Genomic DNA, 18511 nt, shown 5'->3' with positions numbered 1-18511 from the left:
GGAAAGACTATGAATATGAAAACGTTAGTTTCACTGATGTGCATGGTTTTTCCGGGGGCGGTAATCGCCGTACCGACGACAGTTGTAACGCCAAAGGCACTGTCAGGCCCCATCACCAATCCCGGAACGGGAATCGCCAGCTTTCATCAAGGTTTTGGGCAACAACTGACGCCCGCGCAATATCCTGATACCGGGATTGAATACGAGCGTTTTTATTGGTCTGAGCTTGAGCCGGTAGAAGGGCAGTATAATTTTGCACTGGTCGATGATGCTTTCAGGTTTGCGGCTGCGCATCAACCGGCGATGAATGTCGGATTGCGGGTTATGGTTTTGGATGGCCCCGAGAGCGGGAGCAAAATCCCTGACTGGTTGATCAGAAAAGGGGTGAAAGGAGTCTGGACACCCGATAGAAAAACCTTCGCGCCGAATTTAGATGACCCTATTTTTCTTGAATACAGCCAGCGCCTGCTGAATGCCTTCGGTAAACGCTACGACGGTAATGAAAATCTTGCTTACATCGATATCGGCATGGTGGGCTCCTGGGGCGAATGGCATAACAGCAACTTCCCTTCCTTGCCGCCCCTTGAAGAACGCTACACGCCAGCCCAACTAGAAAAGTACGTTAAAATGCACTTCACAGCATTTCCTAAAACGCCAAAAATTATGCTGATTTCCGGTAACGAAAATCTCGCGAGTGCAGTGAGGCGAGGTGCAGGCTGGCGTGCTGACTGTCTGGGGGACTGGCGGAACTTTTCCACAACCTGGAATCTCATGGAAGATGATTATCCTCCGCGCTTAGAGGCAGCCCAGGCGGCATATTCCGGCTTTAACGATGCCTGGAAACGCTCGCCGATAAGTTTTGAGATCTGCGGTCATATGACGGAATGGAAAACAGTACAGCACTATACCCGTGAAGAAGTGCAACGAACATTTGACTGGGCCATAGAGAAACATGCCAGCACGATTAATCTGAAGTCGAGTGAAGTGCCGGTGATGTATCGAGCCATCGTCGATAATGCGCTGACAAAACTGGGTTATCGTTTCCGTTTAGTCTCGTTAAGCCATGATTCTGTGGTCACCAGAGGCAGTACCCTGACGCTGAATAGCCAGTGGGCGAATGATGGCATTGCACCGAGTTACCTGAAATATGATGTGGTGTATCGCCTGGTAAATAATACGAACAAAGTTATCGCCCAGGGGAAAACATCGGATGACATTCGCAGCTGGCTGCCAGGTGAGCGTTCACTGAGTTATCGTCTGTCACTGCCTGTGGCTTTAGCTAATGGGCAGTATTATATCGAGGTGGCGATGCTGGACTCTCAAGGCAAGGCGAGAATTAATCTGGCTAACGAAGGCAAACAGAGTGACGGTTGGTATCGGGTGTCGAAGGTCCGCGCTCAATAATATCCTTCATTCTTCAAGCTGCATCTTTGTTGGCTGCGTTCACGAGCCCGAATCACTTACTTTAGTAAGCTCATCGGGACTCGCTCTCTTGCCGCCGCGATGCAACTTGAATTATTGTGGGTATTGAAGCTATGACGGCTAAGAACCAAAGCCGTTCGGGTTATTTTTCTGCCAGTTCCAGGTATCACGCATCATTTCATCAAGTGAACGGGTCGCGATCCACCCCAGTTCTTGTTTGGCTAAGGAAGAATCTGACCAACATTCCGCCACATCACCCGGTCTTCTGGCGACGATTTGATAGTTAATTTTCGTTTGTGCGGCCTTTTCAAAAGCCTTAATCAGGTCAAGAACGGAATAGCCGACACCGGTCCCCAGGTTGATGGCTTTGAATGGTGAACCCTCAGCTTTATGGTCTAACGCCGCCAGGTGCCCGCTTGCCAGATCCAGAACATGAATATAATCACGAACCCCGGTTCCATCCGGCGTTGGGTAATCGTTGCCGAATACCGACAGACATTCGAGCTTTCCGATTGCCACCTGAGAAATATATGGAACCAGGTTGTTAGGAATACCGTTGGGATCTTCACCAATACGCCCTGAAGCATGCGCACCAACCGGGTTGAAATAGCGTAAGCAAGTAATGCGGAACTCAGGTTGTGCATGCGAAAAATCACGCAAAATCTGCTCAACCATTAATTTCGACGTCCCGTATGGGTTAGTCGTACCACCGACTTGGCACTCTTCGTTTAGTGGGACTTTTTCGGGGTTACCGTATACCGTTGCGGAAGAGCTGAAGATAAGGCTATTGACACCAGCGCGTAACATCTCATTGAGCAAAATCAGCGTCCCAACGACATTGTTCTCATAATATTCCAGCGGCTTTCTGACTGATTCGCCTACGGATTTTAAACCAGCAAAATGAATAACATCGGATATGTTGTGTTTTGAGAAGATCTCTTTTAGCGCTTGTTTGTCTAAAATATCGGCAACATATAATGTTGGTACTTTCCCGGTTAATTCTGTCACCCGCTCCAAAGATGTTTTAGACGAGTTAGAGAGATTGTCTATAACGACGACATCATCACCTCTTTCCAGTAATGCCAGAACGGTATGTGAGCCAATATAACCAGCACCACCAGTTACAAGAATTGCCATAGTATCTCCAGATTAAGATTACAAAATGCGCGTATTGATGTGACCCTCAGTCAAGTCGTTCAATAGTATCAGCAATCAACCAGCCATTCATCTGGTGTTTCAGGCAAAAAAATGCTTCCTGTATTTAACAAAACACTTAAAGAAAACCTTTTTTAACGGCGATAACAGGCTGAATGTCAAATTTTTAGTATCATAGGCAATATAATCATTTGTGAAATTTAAAGTATGAATACCTGCGCTTTGATTGATTGTTGGAACAATATTAGCAACAAGTTTCTCTTCAAAAATCAAAGGGCTTAAATGAACTATCTCTTTGATATAAACGGACTTACCATAAAAACCTAAATGACATTCTTGGGTTAGAATATAAAGTTTGTCATCGATGGAATAGGGGGTTCCAGCACCACGATGGTGGCGGTTACATAATGTTAATGAGGGTTTTATTTTTTCCCACTCACCGAATAAGCCCCTTGCTGTATGAATGACAATATCGTTATCCAGAGTCGTAGAAATAAGATAGTGGGTTCCCTCATGAGTGAAGAGAACATTATCGGTATATTCGACGTTGGAAAGTAATACTTTTACTTTTTCCCAACGACCAGGGAATTCAATAGATTGGAAAAGAATGACTTCCTTTCTCTCTGATGACTCCGGAATCATATACAGTTTGTCGCCAGAGCTAAACATAAAAGGAAATGACAGGTGACATTTCAAATCGTCAAAACCTTCCAGTTTGATATCTTCTAGCTCTTCCAGTTGGTTATTCAGAATACGGCACTTCAGGAATCCCTTAGAGTTCAGGAAACTAAATGCTTCATAGAAGACATACAGCTTATCGTCTTTTTCGATAATAAAAGGGTCGGCCTGGAAAGTGTATTTTTTATTAAGCAGTTGTGCTTTGGAATTGCTGAGAATATCCAGAGTATTATCAGGAAACGAATGTGTATCATTTTTAATGATCATGATGTCCCATGATTCATGGAAAAATAACTTTTTAATTAATTTATTGTTTTTGTTAAACATTTATCATCTTGTCCATGTTAGTAATCACCAGATGCAGGAAGAAAATGACAGGTACTATTTTAAATTATAAGTCATGCTTAAGGTTATAATTACGGTAAGAAATAGTTACCAAAGAGACGCAATGCCGCTTTCTGGCTAACTGCCGCCCGCTGAGTTGGGCTTAGCTGTCGCCGATAGCAAACAACGAAATGCTGCTGTTTTGCAGTATAGACGCTCATGCAATATTCGCCTTTCTTAAAAATGCCTATTTGAGGTTACAAGCGATCATGGCAAACTTTGCTGGGGAAAAGATCTTGATGAACAAATAGTTATCAGATAACTGAGGCGATTAATAAGATGCCTGACGAGAGAAAATCAGCGAGAGAATATTGAGGAAATCAAGAGATGATTTGGTTAATGAAAACCGGTAAACATAAGGCATGCTTACCGGTTAGCTATTATTAAGCTTGAGTATCTAGTGTAGAAAGTTCTTTATCAACGAAATACAAGCCTTCACCGCTTTTACCGACCAGACTTAATTTATCCAGCACAGATTTAAACAGTTTTTCTTCTTCATGCTGTTCAGAAACATACCACTGCAGGAAATTAAAGGTTGGGTAGTCCTGAGAGGTCATCGCCGCATGTGCCAGTTCATTAATTTTACGGGTAATTAACTGTTCGTGTTCGTAGGTGGCGTTAAACAGGCTATCCAGTGAATCGTAATCCTGGCCTGGTGCAGGAATTGCATTGATGCGCGGCAAGCTTCCGGTGTCTGTTAAATAAGCAAACAGGCGTTGCATGTGTTCCATCTCTTCCTGGGCATGGCGACGCAGGAAAGCGGCTGCACCTTCGAAGCTATGGTAGCTGCACCAGGCACTCATTTGTTGATAAAGCAGGGAAGAGTAAAGCTCAAGATTCATTTGTTCGTTAAGTTTTTCGATCATTTCAGCTTTAAGCATGATGCGCTCCAGGATAATCAGATAATTAACAATGGCGCTACTTTAATTTTATTATTTCTATAATGCAAAGGAATTGTTAATTATATTATTGTAATGAGAATGGTTGCTAATATTATTCTTTTTTATAAATGATAGCTTAATACTAATAAGAATGATTGTTATTTAATTAATAGGATTGAACAACAATTATTGCCCAACCCATATAGGCGTTAAGCTCAATTATTGTACGGCTATTTCATCTCTCAGGTATTTCTCCATTCCATTCCCCCTGCATTGGTACTCCAGTGTGACGGTTTGGTTCAGGCACAATGCGCCACTGGTCAGACTGCAGGTTTTGATCGGATCGCCATAAGGGAATGCCGCACTATACCCCCATTGTTGACACTGGTGGCTGGCAGCCGACTGAGCAACGTAGGTGTCGACTTTCGCTCTTTGTAATGGCGCAATATCAAACCCGAGACGAACAACACCTGCCACTTCGCTCCCTTTGATGGGTTGTGGCGTTTTATTCATGGTGCAACCGCTTAATAACGCAGCCACTAAAACTAAATATATTGTTTTCATCACGCTGAGTCTCAAAAGATATTTCTTCTTATTTTAGCATGCAGCCAAACAGAATATTACCAACAGTATAAAGCTGTGTAATTGCATTTAAGGTCAGTAATAACGCATCTCTTAACCTAAATTGCGGGCGTTTATCAAAGGGTAATTACTGTGGTATTCACCAACGGTTTTCAGAAGATTTCTGACAGCAAGCATGGGTGTGCTGGAGAGAGGTTTTGCGCTGGTGGTAAGCGAAGTGCGTAACCGGGCAAAACTCAGAAGTGTGAGCACCTCTTAATTTTTTAAAACAAAATTTCATTAAATTTGAAAGTATGTTTGCCAGATAGTATCGTTAAGGTATACCCAAGCTATTCACCGCGGGAAATCCCGTGACCCAATCAGGAGACGGAAATGAAAATAGCACTGATGATGGAAAACAGTCAGGCTGGCAAAAATGCAATCATTCTTAATGAGTTGCAAGCGGTTGCTGCTGAGAAAGAGTACCCGGTTTACAACGTCGGTATGAGCGATGAGCAGGATCACCACCTGACCTACATCCACCTCGGTATTATGGCCAGCATTCTGTTGAACTCGAAAGCCGTTGATTTTGTTGTGACCGGCTGCGGTACAGGTCAGGGCGCAATGATGTCTCTGAACATCCATCCAGGTGTGGTTTGCGGATACTGCCTGGATCCAGCCGATGCTTTCCTGTTCGCTCAAATCAACAACGGTAACGCGCTGTCACTGGCATTCGCTAAAGGTTTCGGTTGGGGTGCAGAGCTGAACGTCCGTTACATGTTCGAGAAAGCATTCACTGGCCGTAAAGGCGAAGGCTACCCAATCGAGCGTAAAGAGCCACAGGTTCGTAACGCGGGCATCCTCAACCAGGTTAAAGCGGCTGTAGTAAAAGAAAACTATCTGGACACCTTACGTTCTATCGACCCTGAGCTGGTGAAAACCGCGGTAACCGGCGAGCGTTTCCAGAAGTGCTTCTTCGAAAATTGCCAGGACAAAGAGATTGAAGCGTTCGTTCGCGAAATCCTTGCCTGATAATGATTAATATGAAATACGGCCAGTTTTTGCTGGCCGTATTTTTTTGCTTCAATACCGCCTAATTTCCGGCGCTTTACGCGCTATCTTTCTCAATTCCTATCATTACTTCCTGCTATCGAACTGATGCGACTGCATATCAGCGTGTTGTTGCGTCTGACGCGCGGCTTCAAGGTGTTCTGCATCCCAGCGTTGAAGGTTGATATCAGCTTGCGGCTCTTCGGGCCAGCGCTGTTGCACACCGTTATGCAGACTCGGTTTATGTAACGCAGGGAAGCTTAAAGAGGGGGAATGGACGCTGGGTTCGGCGGCAGTGACCTGAAAACTGACCAGCGATATAAACAGTATTAACCTTAATGTCATGTGTTTCATAACGGCCTCAACGGCACTCAATCTATAGCGTTAAGTATAATTGTGGCCCGAAACACTATGCAGACTTACTGCATTATTGCTTTTTGGAAACGCTGCTCCCGGCATTTTGCGGTAGCCGTAACAAGTCGACCAGCCCAAGCAAGCAAATCAGCGTAATCATCACAAATGAAATTTTAATCGGCATGCCGGGAATTGATGTGACATCAAACCATTGGCTGATTTTCTCGCCAAGGCGAATACCAATTGCGCCAAGCGTGATCCCCAGGCCTACCGACAACTGCGTCGCGGTGCTGAAAAGCGTATTGGCGTAGCTCATTTGCGCAGGTGGCACATCGGAAAAGGCCAGCGTGCTGATGCCGGTAAATTGCATTGAGCGGAACATGCCACCAAAGAACAGGATGGCTATCGTCAACCATGCCGCGGTGTGCGGCGTGAGAAATGCACACGCCAATAAAGAAGCGACGTTCAGCAGACCGTTAATAATCAGCAGTTTTTTGAAGCCTAACGCACGAATCAACGGCGTGGTGGCGGGTTTCATGGCGAGGTTCCCGGCAAATACGGCTAACACCAGTAAGCCCGAATGAAACGCGTCCATACCGAAACCGACCTGAAACAGCAGCGGCAATAAAAACGGTACCGCACTGATGGAGGTGCGGAATAGCGAACCGCCGTACATTGTCACGCCAAAAGTTTGCACCCTTAAAGCATCAAGACGAATCATCGGATGTTTGGCATGTTTAAAATGCCGCAGTGAAAACCATAACGAGGCGGCTTCCAATAGCAGCAGGCTGACGGTTGGCAACACATTCACCTGCGATTGCCCGAGCATTTCCAGCCCGTAGACCAGGCTAATCATCGCCACGGCGGTACTGGTAAAACCGATGCCATCAAACGGGCGGCGATCGTCATCATGAATATCAGGAATCAGCCGCCACGCCAGCGCCATTGCTATCAACCCAAGCGGTAGGTTGATATAAAAAATCCAGCGCCACGAGGCGTAACTGGTGATGAATCCCCCCAATGGCGGGCCAATAATTGGCGCAACCAAAGCCGGCCAGGTGAGTGTGGCGATAGCGGTTATCAGTAAATGCTTGGGCGTGGTACGTAACACCGCAAGCCGCCCGACCGGTACCATCAACGCACCGCCAACCCCTTGTAAGATGCGCATGGCGACAAACTGTTCCAGCGTATTGGCAATCCCACATAGCACGGATGCAAAGGTGAAAATCCCCAGTGCGAGGGTAAAAACTTTGCGGGCACCAAAACGATCGGCAATCCAGCCACTGGCCGGAATTAACACCGCCAGAGTCAGCAAATAAGCGCTCATACCGATATTCAGATCAACAGCATCAACGCCAAATGTTTTTGCCATTTCCGGGAGTGCTGTGGCAATCACGGTTCCGTCGAGAAATTCCATAAAAAATGCGCCAGCAACCAGTAGCGCCATACCAGAGATGCCGCGTTTTGGAGACTGAGATGGGGAGTTTTCCATGCATGAAACTCAAAATTAAAATAATGTTTTAAAAAATAATTGAGCCAATTAACCAGTTAAGTGTTGGATTTGCAAGCCATTTGATGTGAATGGCTTGTAAAATCCACAATGAAAATGTGTGATGCGCATCACAAAACTATTGATTTGTGTGACGGATGTCATATTATAGGCCCCATAACGAGCAACACCTGCAAAACTAAAAACTGGAGCACACAATGAAAATGCGCAAAATCCTGAAAAGTATGTTCGAGCAGTACTGCAAAACCTTCAAAGATGTACCGCCAGCTGGCATGTTTTGATCTGTCAGCCTGAATAAAAAAACCTGCCGCGGCAGGTTTTTTTATGCCTGAAATTTGGCTTCTAACGCTGCATATTCCACTTTATATCGACAATTTTTGCTTTAGCACTTTTTCGCATAACGTTATGCGTTTTACACTTATTTACATTGTGGGTATGGCTGGTGCACTATGCGGACTCTATTTGAGATGGAGTCCGTGAATAAATGCGTAAACCCCTGTTGTTATCTGCGCTGTTTGCCTCTTTGGCCCTGGCACTTTCTGGCTGTGATGATGCGAAAACCGAAACTGCAGCCGCGTCTGCTCCAGCAAAACAAGCTTCCCAGGATGGCGGCAATTTAATTGTCGGTATTACTACCGGTGATCCATTAGCGGTGAACCCACTGTATGCCAGCGACCGCACCACGCTAACGATTATGCAGGCGCTGTACGCCCCACTGTATAGCTTCAATGGCGACAAGATTGAATGGGGGCTGGCAGAAAGCCTGACGCCATCCGAAGACAACCTCTCATACCTTTTAAAACTTAAACCCAATCTGAAATGGCAGGATGGCAAAGCGATTACTGCCGATGACGTGGTGTTTACGTTCAACAAATTGCTCGATGAAAAACAACATAGCTTCTTCCGCAGCATGTTCGTTTATGGCGATAAACCCATTCAAGTCAGCAAAATTGATGACCAAACGGTGAAATTCACGTTGCCGCAGGTGAGTGCGGCATTTGTTGGGACTCTGGTTCAGATTTACCCTATTCCGCAGCATGTTTTTGCTGACGAAAAGGGCGATATGGAAAAGAGCACCAAAAACGATGCGCCAGTCGGTTCTGGCCCGTTCAAATTTAAAGAGTATCGTGCCGGGCAGTATTACGCACTGACCCGTTTTGATGACTACTGGAACGGTAAACCGAAGCTGGATGCCGTGACTTACCGTTTTGCTAAAGACAGCAACTCTGCCAACCTTGCGCTGCAAAATGGCGAAATCAACATGAAGATGGTTGATCCGCAAGACGTCACCCGTCTGAAATCGAGCGGTAAATTCGACTTCGTTATCTATCCTGAAGGGCGTCTGGCCTATATGACGTTCAACCAGAATATCGACAGCATGAAGAATAAAGCGCTGCGTCAGGCTATCGCTTATGCCATCAATAAAGATGAACTGGTGCAGGCGGCATTCTCATCGCTGGATTACGCGCAACCTGCCGCGTCTATTTTGACGCCAGACACGCTGTATCAAACCAACGATGTCGAAACCTATAAATGCGACGTTGAAAAAGCGCAAGCGCTGCTCAAAGAATCAGGCGCTCCGGCTAATCTGAAACTGCGTCTTGCTTATATCAACACCAACAAAACCCAGGAAAGCATGGGGCTGTATATTCAGCAGCAGCTGAAGAACATTGGTGTCGCGGTAGAACTGATGCCAATGGACGCTAACGCTATGTCGCAGCGCAGCCTGGATATGAAGAACACCACGTATGAGCTGAGCCTCGGTGGTTACATCATGGGTATGGAGCCTGATGGCTATAAGTCGTTGTATATGAGCAATGAAGCTTATAACTACGCGCATTACAAGAACCCGGCGTTCGATGCGTTATGGAACCAGGGCGCGACTGAAACAGACAAAACCAAACGTGCTGAAATTTATAAGCAAGTTCAGCAAACCGTCGCAAATGATATGGCATGGTATCCGATTGCTTATACCAATGCGGTGGTCGCGGTAGACAAACGTTTTGCCGGGACCAAAGAGGCTGAACCTAAGCCGGTTTATATGTTCCAGGACCTGTCAAAAATCTATCAACAATAATAAGCACTTGCCCCCGGATTACGGTTTACCCCGTGCCGGGGGTTTTCTTTTGGGTAAAACCTGGAAAGCAGTATGAACAATGTGTTAGTACGACGCCTGGCGCAACTTGTGCCGATGCTGTTCTTCATTTCGCTGGTGTCGTTTTTGCTGGTCAAACTGGCACCTGGCGATCCGGTGCAGGCTTACATTACGCCACGTATGAGCCCTGAGGATATTGAACGTATCCGTCATAGTCTTGGGCTGGATAAACCGATGTTTATGCAATACCTGTTGTGGCTAAAAAACGTGCTGCAAGGGGATTTGGGTTATTCACTGATTTACCATCGCCCGGTATTAACCATGATTGCTGAGCGTATTCCGGCCACTCTCGGTTTGATGGGCGCATCACTGGTTCTGGCGATGGTCGTGGCTATTCCACTCGGATTATTGGCTGGTGCTTATAAGCATCGCTGGCTCGATCACTTCCTGAATATGTTCGCTTATATCGGTATTTCAGTGCCGATTTTCTGGTTCGGTATTCTGCTTATCACGGTGTTCTCGGTGCAACTGAACTGGCTGCCGAGCATGGGGATGCGCACCATCGGCGTTGAAGATTCCTGGCTGGATGTGATTCGCCACGGCATTTTGCCGTGTATCGCACTGAGCTTTTATAATCTGTCGAACTATGTGCGTTACATCCGCTCCAACACCATCACGCAACTGTCGGCAGATTACGTGCAAACCCAGCTGGCCTACGGTGCCACTCGTCGCACAATCTTATTCCGTCATGTCCTCAAAAACGTGCTGCTGCCGGTGATTACTTTGTTTGGCCTCTCGTTTGGCGAACTGGTGGTCGGGGCGTATGTCACCGAAAGCGTCTTTTCCTGGCCGGGCATGGGCCTGTTAGGGATCCAGTCGATAACCTCGCTGGATTACCCGTTGATCATGGCGATGATCATGCTTTCATCGACCATGCTGATTATCGGTAACTTATTGGCAGACTTGTTATATCGCGTGGCCGACCCGCGTATTAAGGCATTGAGGTAAGACGATGAGTAGACGTTGGCAACAAGTTAAACATGGCCTGAAACGTAATCGTCCAGCTCAATTCTCGTTACTGGTTCTGGTGATTTTCAGTATTGCCGCATTACTGGCGGCTCTCAGCCCGTGGGACCCTAACCAGATGTCGCTGACCGCAAGGTTGCTACCGCCAGATGCCGCGCACTGGTTCGGTACCGATGACTACGGGCGCGACTATTTCACTCGAGCCTTGTACGGCGGCCAAATTTCCCTGATGGTCGGTTTCCTGTCGATGCTCTTTTCAACCTTGATTGGTACGCTGGTGGGGACGATTAGCGGCTACTTTGGCGGGCGTATCGACAACCTGATGATGCGTGTGGTCGATATTTTGCTGTCGATTCCGGCGTTCTTCTTACTGCTGGTGTTAAACGCTTACCTGAAGCCTGGCATCGCCAACATCATTTTAATTATCAGTGCGCTGACGTGGATGAACATGTCGCGCCTGGTGCGGGCGGAAACTTTGTCGGTCAAAGAGCGTGAATATGTGGTGTATGCGCGCGCCTGTGGCGAACACTCGCTGATTATCATTGCCCGCCATATTATCCCGAACATTTTGCCAACCATTATGGTCGCGGCGACGCTCAACATTGCCTCGGCGATCCTGATGGAGTCGACGTTAAGCTTCCTTGGGCTGGGTGTCCAACAGCCGAATGCCTCGTGGGGCAGCATGCTAAATAACGCACAATCTTTCATTGGCGAAGCCACCTGGCTTGCGATGTTCCCTGGGGTCTTGATTTTGCTGACGGTGCTGAGTTTTAACGTGCTGGGTGATGTTTTGCGTACCGCCTTTGAGCCAGGAGCGAACCGCGATGAATAACTTACTGGAACTCGACAACCTGCAAACCTCTTTCTTCACCCGCGAAGGGGAAGTGAAAGCGGTGCGTGGCGTAAGCTTTGCGGTGCAGCGTGGTGAAGTGGTGGGGATTGTTGGCGAATCAGGCTGCGGCAAAAGTGTCACCTGTAAATCGGTGCTTAAACTGCTGGGCAACAATGGCAAAGTGGTGGGCGGGCATGTCCATTTCAAAGGCGAAGATTTAGCCCGCAAAACGCCGGAACAGATGCGCCAACTTCGTGGCAATGACATTGCGATGATTTTCCAGGATCCGATGACCGCGCTCAATCCGGTGCTGACCATCGGCAAACAGATGAGTGAGATCCTGATTCGGAATCAAAATCTCAGCAAAAAAGCAGCCAAAGAAAAATCTATCGCCATGCTGCAACAGGTGGGGATTGGGAATGCTGAACAGCGTTATAACCAGTATCCCCATGAATTCAGCGGCGGGATGCGCCAGCGTGTAATGATTGCCATTGCGCTGTCTTGCCATCCAGCATTGCTGATTGCCGATGAACCAACCACCGCGCTGGATGTCACTATTCAGGCGCAAATTCTGCGTCTGTTAAAACAGCTGCAACAGCAAACCGATACCGCCATTATGCTGATCACCCATGATCTCGGCGTGGTGGCGCAAGTGTGTTCGCGTGTGGTGGTGATGTACGGCGGCCTGGTGATGGAGCAGGGCAGTGTGGAAGATATTTTCTACCGTCCGGCGCACCCGTACACTCGCGGCTTGCTGGCTTCACTGCCGCGACAGGGCGAAACCGGCGCGCGTTTATCGCCGATTGACGGTTCGCCGCCGGGGTTACTCAACCCGCCACCAGGTTGCCCGTTTGCCGAACGTTGTCCGCAGCGTATGGCACATTGCACCAGCCTGCCACCAATGTATCAGACAGGTGAAGGGCATCAGGCAATGTGCTGGTTATGGGATTCGGAGGTGAACAATGCAGGACGTTAAGCCATTGGTTCGGGTCAGTGGGCTACGCAAATATTTCCACAGCCAGCAGGGTTGGTTTAACAAAACGCCCCCGGTGAAAGCGGTGGATGGTGTGAGTTTCGACATCTATCCCGGTGAAACTTACGGGCTGGTGGGCGAGTCAGGCTGCGGTAAATCGACACTAGGGCGCAGCGTGCTGCGTCTGTTTGATATTACTGACGGCGAGATTGAGTTTGCCGGCCAGAACATTGCCAACATGAGTGACAAGCAACTCAAACCGTTGCGCCGCCGCATGCAGGCGATCTTCCAGGACCCGTATTCGTCACTCAACCCAGGCATGACGGTCGCGCAACTGATTGCCGAGCCGATGAAAATCCACGGCTATGGCAAAGCTCAACGCGAAGCACGCACTATTGAATTGCTGGAAAAGGTTGGCCTGAAGGCGGAGCATTTAAACCGCTTCCCGCATGAATTCAGCGGCGGTCAGCGCCAGCGCATCAGCATTGCTCGCGCTTTGTCGGTTAACCCTGAATTTGTGTTATGCGATGAACCGCTCTCGGCGCTGGATGTTTCGGTGCAGGCGCAGGTAGTGAATATTTTGCAGGATTTGCAGCAGGCATTGGGGCTGACGTACCTGTTTATCGCGCACGATTTATCGATGGTACGCCATATTTCTGACCGTATTGGCGTGATGTACCTGGGCTCGCTGGTAGAAGAAGCCCCGGCGGAAATGCTCTATACCGAACCGGCGCATCCATACACACGGGCGCTATTGGCATCGATTCCGGTGGCCGATCCGCATGTACAAATGCTGGAAAGGGGCGGTATTAGCGGGGAGTTACCGGGGGCGATAAGCGACTGGCCGGGTTGTAAATTCGCCAATCGCTGCCCGCGAGCGATGGATAAATGCCAGAGCCACAGCCCAGTAATGCAGGAGATTTCTCCTGGTCACCGGGTGGCATGTTGGCTGTTTGAAGAAAAGTAAGCGTATTTAGCGTGGTGCCAGAGCGAGAATGACATGTTCAGGGTCATTCTCGATCGCACGTAGTAATGCTTTGGCTGGGCCTGTCGGTTCACGGCGGCCTTGCTCCCAGTTTTTCAGCGTATCGACGCTCACGGAGATCAGCCGGGCAAAACCGGCCTGCGATAACCCCGTCGCCTGACGAATGGTTTTGACCTGAGTCGCGGTGACTTCCGTTACGCGAGATGGCTCGCGTTTACCTTCTACAATCTCATTCATTTGCGTCATGCTTTCAGACAGACGCGCGAACAGTTGTTTATCCATTTACCACCTCTCGTTCATTTGCCGCAAAAAACGTTTTTCCGCTTCATCCAGATCGTCTTTGACCCCTTTCGGGTAAATCAGCAATAGTCTGATGATGCTATCGACGTTTTTATGGAAATAGATGACTCTAACGCCACTGCGTTTTCCCTTGTTTTTTGCAGGCCACCGCACTTTACGCAGGCCACCAGTATGGGGAATCACATCGCCGCTTTCCGGGGAAAACGTCAGGAATACCTGAAACAATCGGTATTCTTCATCCGTGAGCAGTGCGTTGACATCCTCTGTAAAAATGGGCGTTTCGATAAAAAGCATAATATCCGCCATTGGCGTATAGCCAGGATTAGGTTAACAGGAAGTGTACATAAGTCAATGGCGTACTTAGATAGCATGCAAAACTCGGGTGGTTAACTGAATTCACAAAGTTTTAGTACGTTCTTCGGGATGCATTCCAGAATGGATTATTGCCTCAGGGATAGAGGCGCGAGTACTATGACGCCCATTGCGAAACAGGAGAGAAAGAATGTCCGAACAATTATCTGCCGACCAGGAACTGGTTTCTGACGTGGTGGCGTGCCAGTTAGTGATTAAACAAATTCTGGATGTCATTGATGTGATTGCGCCGGTAGAAGTCCGTGAAAAAATGGCGAACCAATTAAAGACCATTGATTTCGCCACTCATCCGGCAGCGGCGGATCCGGTGACCCGCCGCGCGATTCAAAAAGCCATTTCTTTGATTGAACTGAAATTCACCCCGCAAAACGAAGCGCATTAATTCCGAATTATAATCGCCCTTATTCAAGGGCGATTTGTCATCAGAAGAACGTCATCACTAATAAGTAACTCGCTGTACAAGCACAGCTCACGCCGATTAAGCCTGGCAAAATGAAACTGTGGTTAATGATGAATTTACCAATTTTTGTGGTGCCAGAACGGTCAAAGCCGATGCACGCCAGGTCGCTTGGGTAAGTCGGCAACACAAAGTAGCCGTAAGACGCCGGGAAGAAGGCAATCAGCATTTTCGGTTCAACACCCAGCATCAACCCCATCGGTGCCACGGCAGTTAACGCGGCAGCCTGGCTGTTCACCAGTTTAGAAACCAAAAATAGCACGATGGCATAAGTCCACGGGTGGCTTTGCACGACGCCTTCCAGCGCCATTTTTAGTTCTTCAAGATGTGCCTGGAAAAAGGTATCACTCATCCACGCCACACCAAATACCGAGAAAATAGCCACCATACCGGCTTTGAATACCGCGCCGTTAGAGACAGCCGAGGCATTCACTTTGCAGGCGATCAGCATTACGGCACCGGCAATCAACATCATCATCTGGATAACCAGATTCATCGATAGCGGCTTGAATGAGCCTTTTACCTCGAAGGCCGGGCGCAGCGCCGGAATGGCCCCCAATAACACCACCACCAGAATCCCGGCAAAGAAGATCCACGTTGACCAGTAGGCTTGTTTTGGGAACACCTGGTTCATCAGCGTTTCGCTGCTGCCGTAGATAAATTCACGCTGTTTCGGGTCTTTGAGTTTTTCCTGGAACTCTTCGTCGTCCTGCAAATCTTTGCCGCGACGTAAGCTCCACAGTGCTGCAATCAGCACGCCAAACAATGAAGCAGGAACGGAAACGCAGAGGATATCAAGGATGCCCCACGCCTGACCAATACCATGGTTAGCCGCCAGAATCGAAATCAGCGAAACCACCGCCACAGAAACCGGAGACGCGGTAATCGCCATTTGCGAAGCAATTGATGCCACCGCCATTGGGCGTTCCGGACGAATGCCTTTCTTCAGTGCGATATCGGCGATAATCGGGAACATGGTGTACACCACATGACCGGTGCCGCACAGGAAAGTCAGCATCCAGGTGGTGAACGGTGCGAGCAGGGTGATGTGCTGGGGATGTTTGCGCAGCAGACGCTCTGCAAACTGCATCATCACATTCAGGCCACCCGCAGTTTGCAATGTGGCGGCACAACCAATCACAGCAAGAATGGTCAGCATCACATCAACGGGGGGTTTACCTGGCTCAAGCCCAAAGATGAAGGTGAGAATAAACAGCCCAATGCCGCTGATTAGGCCAAGCCCCATCCCACCAAAACGTGTGCCCACTAACAGGCATAAAATAATGACAATAAATTCAATGGTTATCATGGTAGACCCTTAAAGTTGTATATGTAATTAGCATTACAGAATGTAAGGATTACCGCTGGGACACAGATCTTGTTTATTAAACTTCAATTAAAACAGCTTGTTAGTAACAATAAATTAACACTCCGCCCGAGACAGGCGGAGTGAATAATCATAACGGGAGATGGGAATACTGAAGGCGTGGAAGGATAGCGCTGTCGTTTGCTACGTCGACGACTACAACGTCTTCGCCATGTTTAAGCAAAATACGCATGCCATTGTTATCCTGGGTAATCTGCATATCGGTGATAGGTCGCTGGTGGTCGAAATCCCAAACGCTTACAAACACGGGATGCGTTTCATGGCTCCGTAACACCAGATAACTCAACTCACCAACGGCTGGATTATCCGGCGCGCGTCCTTGCCACAACTCGGCATGTCCATACAGCCATAGTGCTTGCCCGTGGTGGGCTGTGGCGAAGTGGCGCGGCTGGCAATTGGTTAACGATACGCAATGCGCATCATTCATGATAGACAACGGGCCGTGAGCACTAAACTGCGCCTGTTCACCTTCAACATCCAGTGCTTTCCCATGCAGATGTAGCGTCCAGTCAATTTGCTGGCAATGCGGATTATGCACGCTGCTAATGTCAATTAAGGCGTTATCCAGCCATAACAGACGGCGGCGAAAACGCACGTCACGCCAGGCTTCACTGTCCCATTGTACGCGGGTATGGCTGTCGAGTTCAGGCGGCGTTTGTCGCCAGTCAACCTCTGTATCCAGCCAGCAGAAAGCCTGGCTTTCATGATACTGGAGGACCACAGGAACGGCAGGGGGTTGGTTGGTTTGGTTGACTGTAATGGTGTTATGCGTGGCGCTATTTTTGTAATACGCATAGTGCATTGGCGCGCCATAACCGGTCGTACCAAGATCAGGCAGGATCTCTTTTGCACCATTAAACAGCAGAATGTTCAGGCGGTCATAGTGGTCATGCTCGCCGCCATAGGGCGTATGCTTAACCAGTAATGCGCGTTTCTTTTCTGTGTTACGCCACACGGTCAGACCGCTATGCGGGGCATGAGTATGACCCGCAGGAATCAGGTCCGGTATCTTTTCTGGCAGTGGTGTGGTGTAAAGCAGGGCATCAAGACCAGGACGCGGATGTTGCGCATTGATAGCCTTAAGCGCGGCGGCATACTGCTCATCGCGATAGTAATGCCAGGCAAAGTGATAAAGATGACCGTGGTCGAGTTTTTCCTGGCCATAGATACAATCGTTGATACGCGGAAAAGTGCCGTCTGGCATTAACAGAGTCAGCGGGAAACTAAGCATTTTTTTATAGTAAGGTTCATCCAGCAAACTCCACTGGGTGCCTATAGCCAGTTTTTCAAAAGCCAGAAAACCTTGCAGGGCGTAGAAGTGGTAATGAATAGATCCCTCGAACCACAGCCCTTCCTCGAACAGGCCCTGTTCAAGCTGATAACGCAGACCGTAAGGTTGGTTGACGGCAAATTCGACTAACGCGGCATCTTCCAGCACCAGCCCCAACACACCGACCGCGCAGCCAATTTTCACTTCATGGTTGTGTAATTGTGCAGTGCGATGGGCCATCAAAAACTGCGCACCAGCGCGCAATAAACGAACTGTAACGTACTCGCGCTGTTCGGCAGTGAGTGCCTCAGCGATGCAATCAAAACCGAGGGCGAAATCCAGCATGCAGTTCGCTTCGCAAAGTGTCTGGGCATTCATTTTCCCCGGACCATTGTACGGAATGCCACCGTGAATTTTGTAATCCGGATAGAACTTAGCGTAACGCATCAGCAATTCACTGACTTTATCCAGATAGATCTGCTCGCCAGTAAGTTGCCACAATAAACCCAACTGGTGGCAGGCTTTGGCATTCAGGCCGTTGAGCTCACGCCACCACGCACCATCATAGGGTTCACCGCTAAAGTTTTGGCCGTCTATCGGGCAGCAATGGCAGGTTGGTGAGGCGCGATCCCACACCAACCTGACGCCGTGGTCGGAGCAGAAATAATAGAGATTCCAGGTTGCCAGGGCGGTTTCTGGCACAACGACTGGATTGTTGAGAACCACACTGTTGTCGGCAATCAACTGCTCAATAATGGCGGGTTGAGCGCAAACTCGTTGCTGAAGAAGAATAAGTTGTTGCGTGGTGAACTGCTTCAT

At 48.4% G+C, this 18511-nt stretch carries 20 protein-coding genes; 9 read left to right on the top strand and 11 right to left on the bottom strand.

Going from position 1 to position 18511, the window contains the following annotated elements:
* Nucleotides 1–9: 9 nt before the first annotated feature.
* Nucleotides 10–1404, top strand: coding sequence for a DUF4832 domain-containing protein (locus tag D8682_RS05530; RefSeq protein WP_121813743.1), 1395 nt, complete (start codon nt 10–12; stop codon nt 1402–1404).
* A gap of 138 nt (nt 1405–1542) precedes the next feature.
* Here the strand turns inward: D8682_RS05530 and galE are convergent, their stop codons facing one another.
* From galE to yecR, 5 genes are all read right to left on the bottom strand, one after another.
* Nucleotides 1543–2559, bottom strand: coding sequence for a UDP-glucose 4-epimerase GalE (gene galE, locus D8682_RS05525; protein WP_121813742.1), 1017 nt, complete (start codon nt 2557–2559; stop codon nt 1543–1545).
* A 99-nt stretch (nt 2560–2658) separates the two neighbouring features.
* Nucleotides 2659–3582 (bottom strand): hypothetical protein, encoded by a 924-nt coding sequence (locus D8682_RS05520; RefSeq protein ID WP_121813741.1) that lies wholly within the window; start codon nt 3580–3582, stop codon nt 2659–2661.
* 89 nt (nt 3583–3671) lie between these two features.
* A complete protein-coding gene (locus D8682_RS27325; protein WP_255424161.1) occupies nt 3672–3800 on the bottom strand; it encodes a hypothetical protein in 129 nt (42 codons plus the stop codon).
* Between the two features lie 222 nt (nt 3801–4022).
* Nucleotides 4023–4520, bottom strand: coding sequence for a non-heme ferritin (gene ftnA / locus D8682_RS05515; protein ID WP_121813740.1), 498 nt, complete (start codon nt 4518–4520; stop codon nt 4023–4025).
* Nucleotides 4521–4739: 219 nt separating this feature from the next.
* On the bottom strand, nt 4740–5084 hold the full coding sequence (gene yecR / locus D8682_RS05510; RefSeq protein WP_064545744.1) for a YecR family lipoprotein: 345 nt from the start codon (nt 5082–5084) through the stop codon (nt 4740–4742).
* Nucleotides 5085–5474: 390 nt separating this feature from the next.
* Between yecR and D8682_RS05505 the strand changes: the two genes are divergently transcribed.
* The gene (locus D8682_RS05505; protein WP_064545746.1) at nt 5475–6113 is read left to right on the top strand and encodes an RpiB/LacA/LacB family sugar-phosphate isomerase; all 639 of its coding nucleotides are present in this window, start codon (nt 5475–5477) and stop codon (nt 6111–6113) included.
* A gap of 105 nt (nt 6114–6218) precedes the next feature.
* Here the strand turns inward: D8682_RS05505 and D8682_RS05500 are convergent, their stop codons facing one another.
* Nucleotides 6219–6485: a hypothetical protein gene (locus D8682_RS05500; protein WP_121813739.1), complete on the bottom strand. Its 267-nt coding sequence runs from the start codon at nt 6483–6485 to the stop codon at nt 6219–6221.
* Nucleotides 6486–6558: 73 nt separating this feature from the next.
* Nucleotides 6559–7977 carry an MFS transporter gene (locus D8682_RS05495; protein ID WP_121813738.1) on the bottom strand — a complete coding sequence of 473 codons (1419 nt, stop codon included), beginning with the start codon at nt 7975–7977 and terminating at the stop codon, nt 6559–6561.
* A gap of 215 nt (nt 7978–8192) precedes the next feature.
* Here D8682_RS05495 and azuC point away from each other — a divergent pair, with 215 nt between their 5' ends.
* The 6 genes from azuC to D8682_RS05465 all read left to right on the top strand — a co-directional run bounded on the left by azuC (nt 8193) and on the right by D8682_RS05465 (nt 13888).
* Nucleotides 8193–8276, top strand: coding sequence for a stress response protein AzuC (gene azuC / locus D8682_RS05490; protein WP_115628089.1), 84 nt, complete (start codon nt 8193–8195; stop codon nt 8274–8276).
* 203 nt (nt 8277–8479) lie between these two features.
* A complete protein-coding gene (locus D8682_RS05485) occupies nt 8480–10072 on the top strand; it encodes an ABC transporter substrate-binding protein (RefSeq protein ID WP_121813737.1) in 1593 nt (530 codons plus the stop codon).
* Between the two features lie 72 nt (nt 10073–10144).
* On the top strand, nt 10145–11098 hold the full coding sequence (locus D8682_RS05480; RefSeq protein WP_064545752.1) for an ABC transporter permease: 954 nt from the start codon (nt 10145–10147) through the stop codon (nt 11096–11098).
* A gap of 4 nt (nt 11099–11102) precedes the next feature.
* Nucleotides 11103–11948, top strand: a complete 846-nt coding sequence (locus D8682_RS05475; protein ID WP_121813736.1) for an ABC transporter permease — start codon at nt 11103–11105, stop codon at nt 11946–11948.
* Complete coding sequence (locus tag D8682_RS05470) at nt 11941–12924, top strand: ABC transporter ATP-binding protein (protein ID WP_121813735.1); 984 nt, start codon at nt 11941–11943, stop codon at nt 12922–12924. Before D8682_RS05475 ends, D8682_RS05470 begins: the two co-directional genes overlap by 8 nt.
* The gene (locus D8682_RS05465) at nt 12911–13888 is read left to right on the top strand and encodes an ABC transporter ATP-binding protein (protein WP_121813734.1); all 978 of its coding nucleotides are present in this window, start codon (nt 12911–12913) and stop codon (nt 13886–13888) included. Before D8682_RS05470 ends, D8682_RS05465 begins: the two co-directional genes overlap by 14 nt.
* 6 nt (nt 13889–13894) lie before the next feature.
* On the opposite strand, the gene nadS is transcribed toward D8682_RS05465, so the two are convergent.
* Both nadS and D8682_RS05455 read right to left on the bottom strand, forming a co-directional pair.
* Nucleotides 13895–14188 (bottom strand): NadS family protein, encoded by a 294-nt coding sequence (nadS, locus tag D8682_RS05460; RefSeq protein ID WP_121813733.1) that lies wholly within the window; start codon nt 14186–14188, stop codon nt 13895–13897.
* Complete coding sequence (locus D8682_RS05455) at nt 14189–14500, bottom strand: type II toxin-antitoxin system RelE/ParE family toxin (RefSeq protein ID WP_121815644.1); 312 nt, start codon at nt 14498–14500, stop codon at nt 14189–14191.
* A 208-nt stretch (nt 14501–14708) separates the two neighbouring features.
* Between D8682_RS05455 and D8682_RS05450 the strand changes: the two genes are divergently transcribed.
* Complete coding sequence (locus D8682_RS05450) at nt 14709–14960, top strand: DUF2766 family protein (protein ID WP_034496127.1); 252 nt, start codon at nt 14709–14711, stop codon at nt 14958–14960.
* A gap of 40 nt (nt 14961–15000) precedes the next feature.
* On the opposite strand, the gene D8682_RS05445 is transcribed toward D8682_RS05450, so the two are convergent.
* Together D8682_RS05445 and D8682_RS05440 are read right to left on the bottom strand one after the other, a co-directional pair.
* On the bottom strand, nt 15001–16344 hold the full coding sequence (locus D8682_RS05445) for an anaerobic C4-dicarboxylate transporter (protein ID WP_121813732.1): 1344 nt from the start codon (nt 16342–16344) through the stop codon (nt 15001–15003).
* A 148-nt stretch (nt 16345–16492) separates the two neighbouring features.
* Entirely contained in the window at nt 16493–18511 is a 2019-nt protein-coding gene (locus D8682_RS05440) for a heparinase II/III family protein (RefSeq protein ID WP_121813731.1), read from the bottom strand.

It is taken from the genome of Buttiauxella sp. 3AFRM03 (genome assembly GCF_003675305.1).
Lineage (GTDB): Bacteria > Pseudomonadota > Gammaproteobacteria > Enterobacterales > Enterobacteriaceae > Buttiauxella > Buttiauxella ferragutiae.
This window is presented reverse-complemented; position numbering and strand designations above follow the sequence as displayed.

Coding starts and splice junctions, on each gene's coding strand:
- D8682_RS05530 (WP_121813743.1), top strand. CDS start 10: ATGAATATGAAAACGTTAGTTTCACTGATGTGCATGGTTTTTCCGGGG.
- galE (WP_121813742.1), bottom strand. CDS start 2,559: ATGGCAATTCTTGTAACTGGTGGTGCTGGTTATATTGGCTCACATACC.
- D8682_RS05520 (WP_121813741.1), bottom strand. CDS start 3,582: ATGTTTAACAAAAACAATAAATTAATTAAAAAGTTATTTTTCCATGAA.
- D8682_RS27325 (WP_255424161.1), bottom strand. CDS start 3,800: ATGAGCGTCTATACTGCAAAACAGCAGCATTTCGTTGTTTGCTATCGG.
- ftnA (WP_121813740.1), bottom strand. CDS start 4,520: ATGCTTAAAGCTGAAATGATCGAAAAACTTAACGAACAAATGAATCTT.
- yecR (WP_064545744.1), bottom strand. CDS start 5,084: ATGAAAACAATATATTTAGTTTTAGTGGCTGCGTTATTAAGCGGTTGC.
- D8682_RS05505 (WP_064545746.1), top strand. CDS start 5,475: ATGAAAATAGCACTGATGATGGAAAACAGTCAGGCTGGCAAAAATGCA.
- D8682_RS05500 (WP_121813739.1), bottom strand. CDS start 6,485: ATGAAACACATGACATTAAGGTTAATACTGTTTATATCGCTGGTCAGT.
- D8682_RS05495 (WP_121813738.1), bottom strand. CDS start 7,977: ATGGAAAACTCCCCATCTCAGTCTCCAAAACGCGGCATCTCTGGTATG.
- azuC (WP_115628089.1), top strand. CDS start 8,193: ATGAAAATGCGCAAAATCCTGAAAAGTATGTTCGAGCAGTACTGCAAA.
- D8682_RS05485 (WP_121813737.1), top strand. CDS start 8,480: ATGCGTAAACCCCTGTTGTTATCTGCGCTGTTTGCCTCTTTGGCCCTG.
- D8682_RS05480 (WP_064545752.1), top strand. CDS start 10,145: ATGAACAATGTGTTAGTACGACGCCTGGCGCAACTTGTGCCGATGCTG.
- D8682_RS05475 (WP_121813736.1), top strand. CDS start 11,103: ATGAGTAGACGTTGGCAACAAGTTAAACATGGCCTGAAACGTAATCGT.
- D8682_RS05470 (WP_121813735.1), top strand. CDS start 11,941: ATGAATAACTTACTGGAACTCGACAACCTGCAAACCTCTTTCTTCACC.
- D8682_RS05465 (WP_121813734.1), top strand. CDS start 12,911: ATGCAGGACGTTAAGCCATTGGTTCGGGTCAGTGGGCTACGCAAATAT.
- nadS (WP_121813733.1), bottom strand. CDS start 14,188: ATGGATAAACAACTGTTCGCGCGTCTGTCTGAAAGCATGACGCAAATG.
- D8682_RS05455 (WP_121815644.1), bottom strand. CDS start 14,500: ATGCTTTTTATCGAAACGCCCATTTTTACAGAGGATGTCAACGCACTG.
- D8682_RS05450 (WP_034496127.1), top strand. CDS start 14,709: ATGTCCGAACAATTATCTGCCGACCAGGAACTGGTTTCTGACGTGGTG.
- D8682_RS05445 (WP_121813732.1), bottom strand. CDS start 16,344: ATGATAACCATTGAATTTATTGTCATTATTTTATGCCTGTTAGTGGGC.
- D8682_RS05440 (WP_121813731.1), bottom strand. CDS start 18,511: ATGAAGCAGTTCACCACGCAACAACTTATTCTTCTTCAGCAACGAGTT.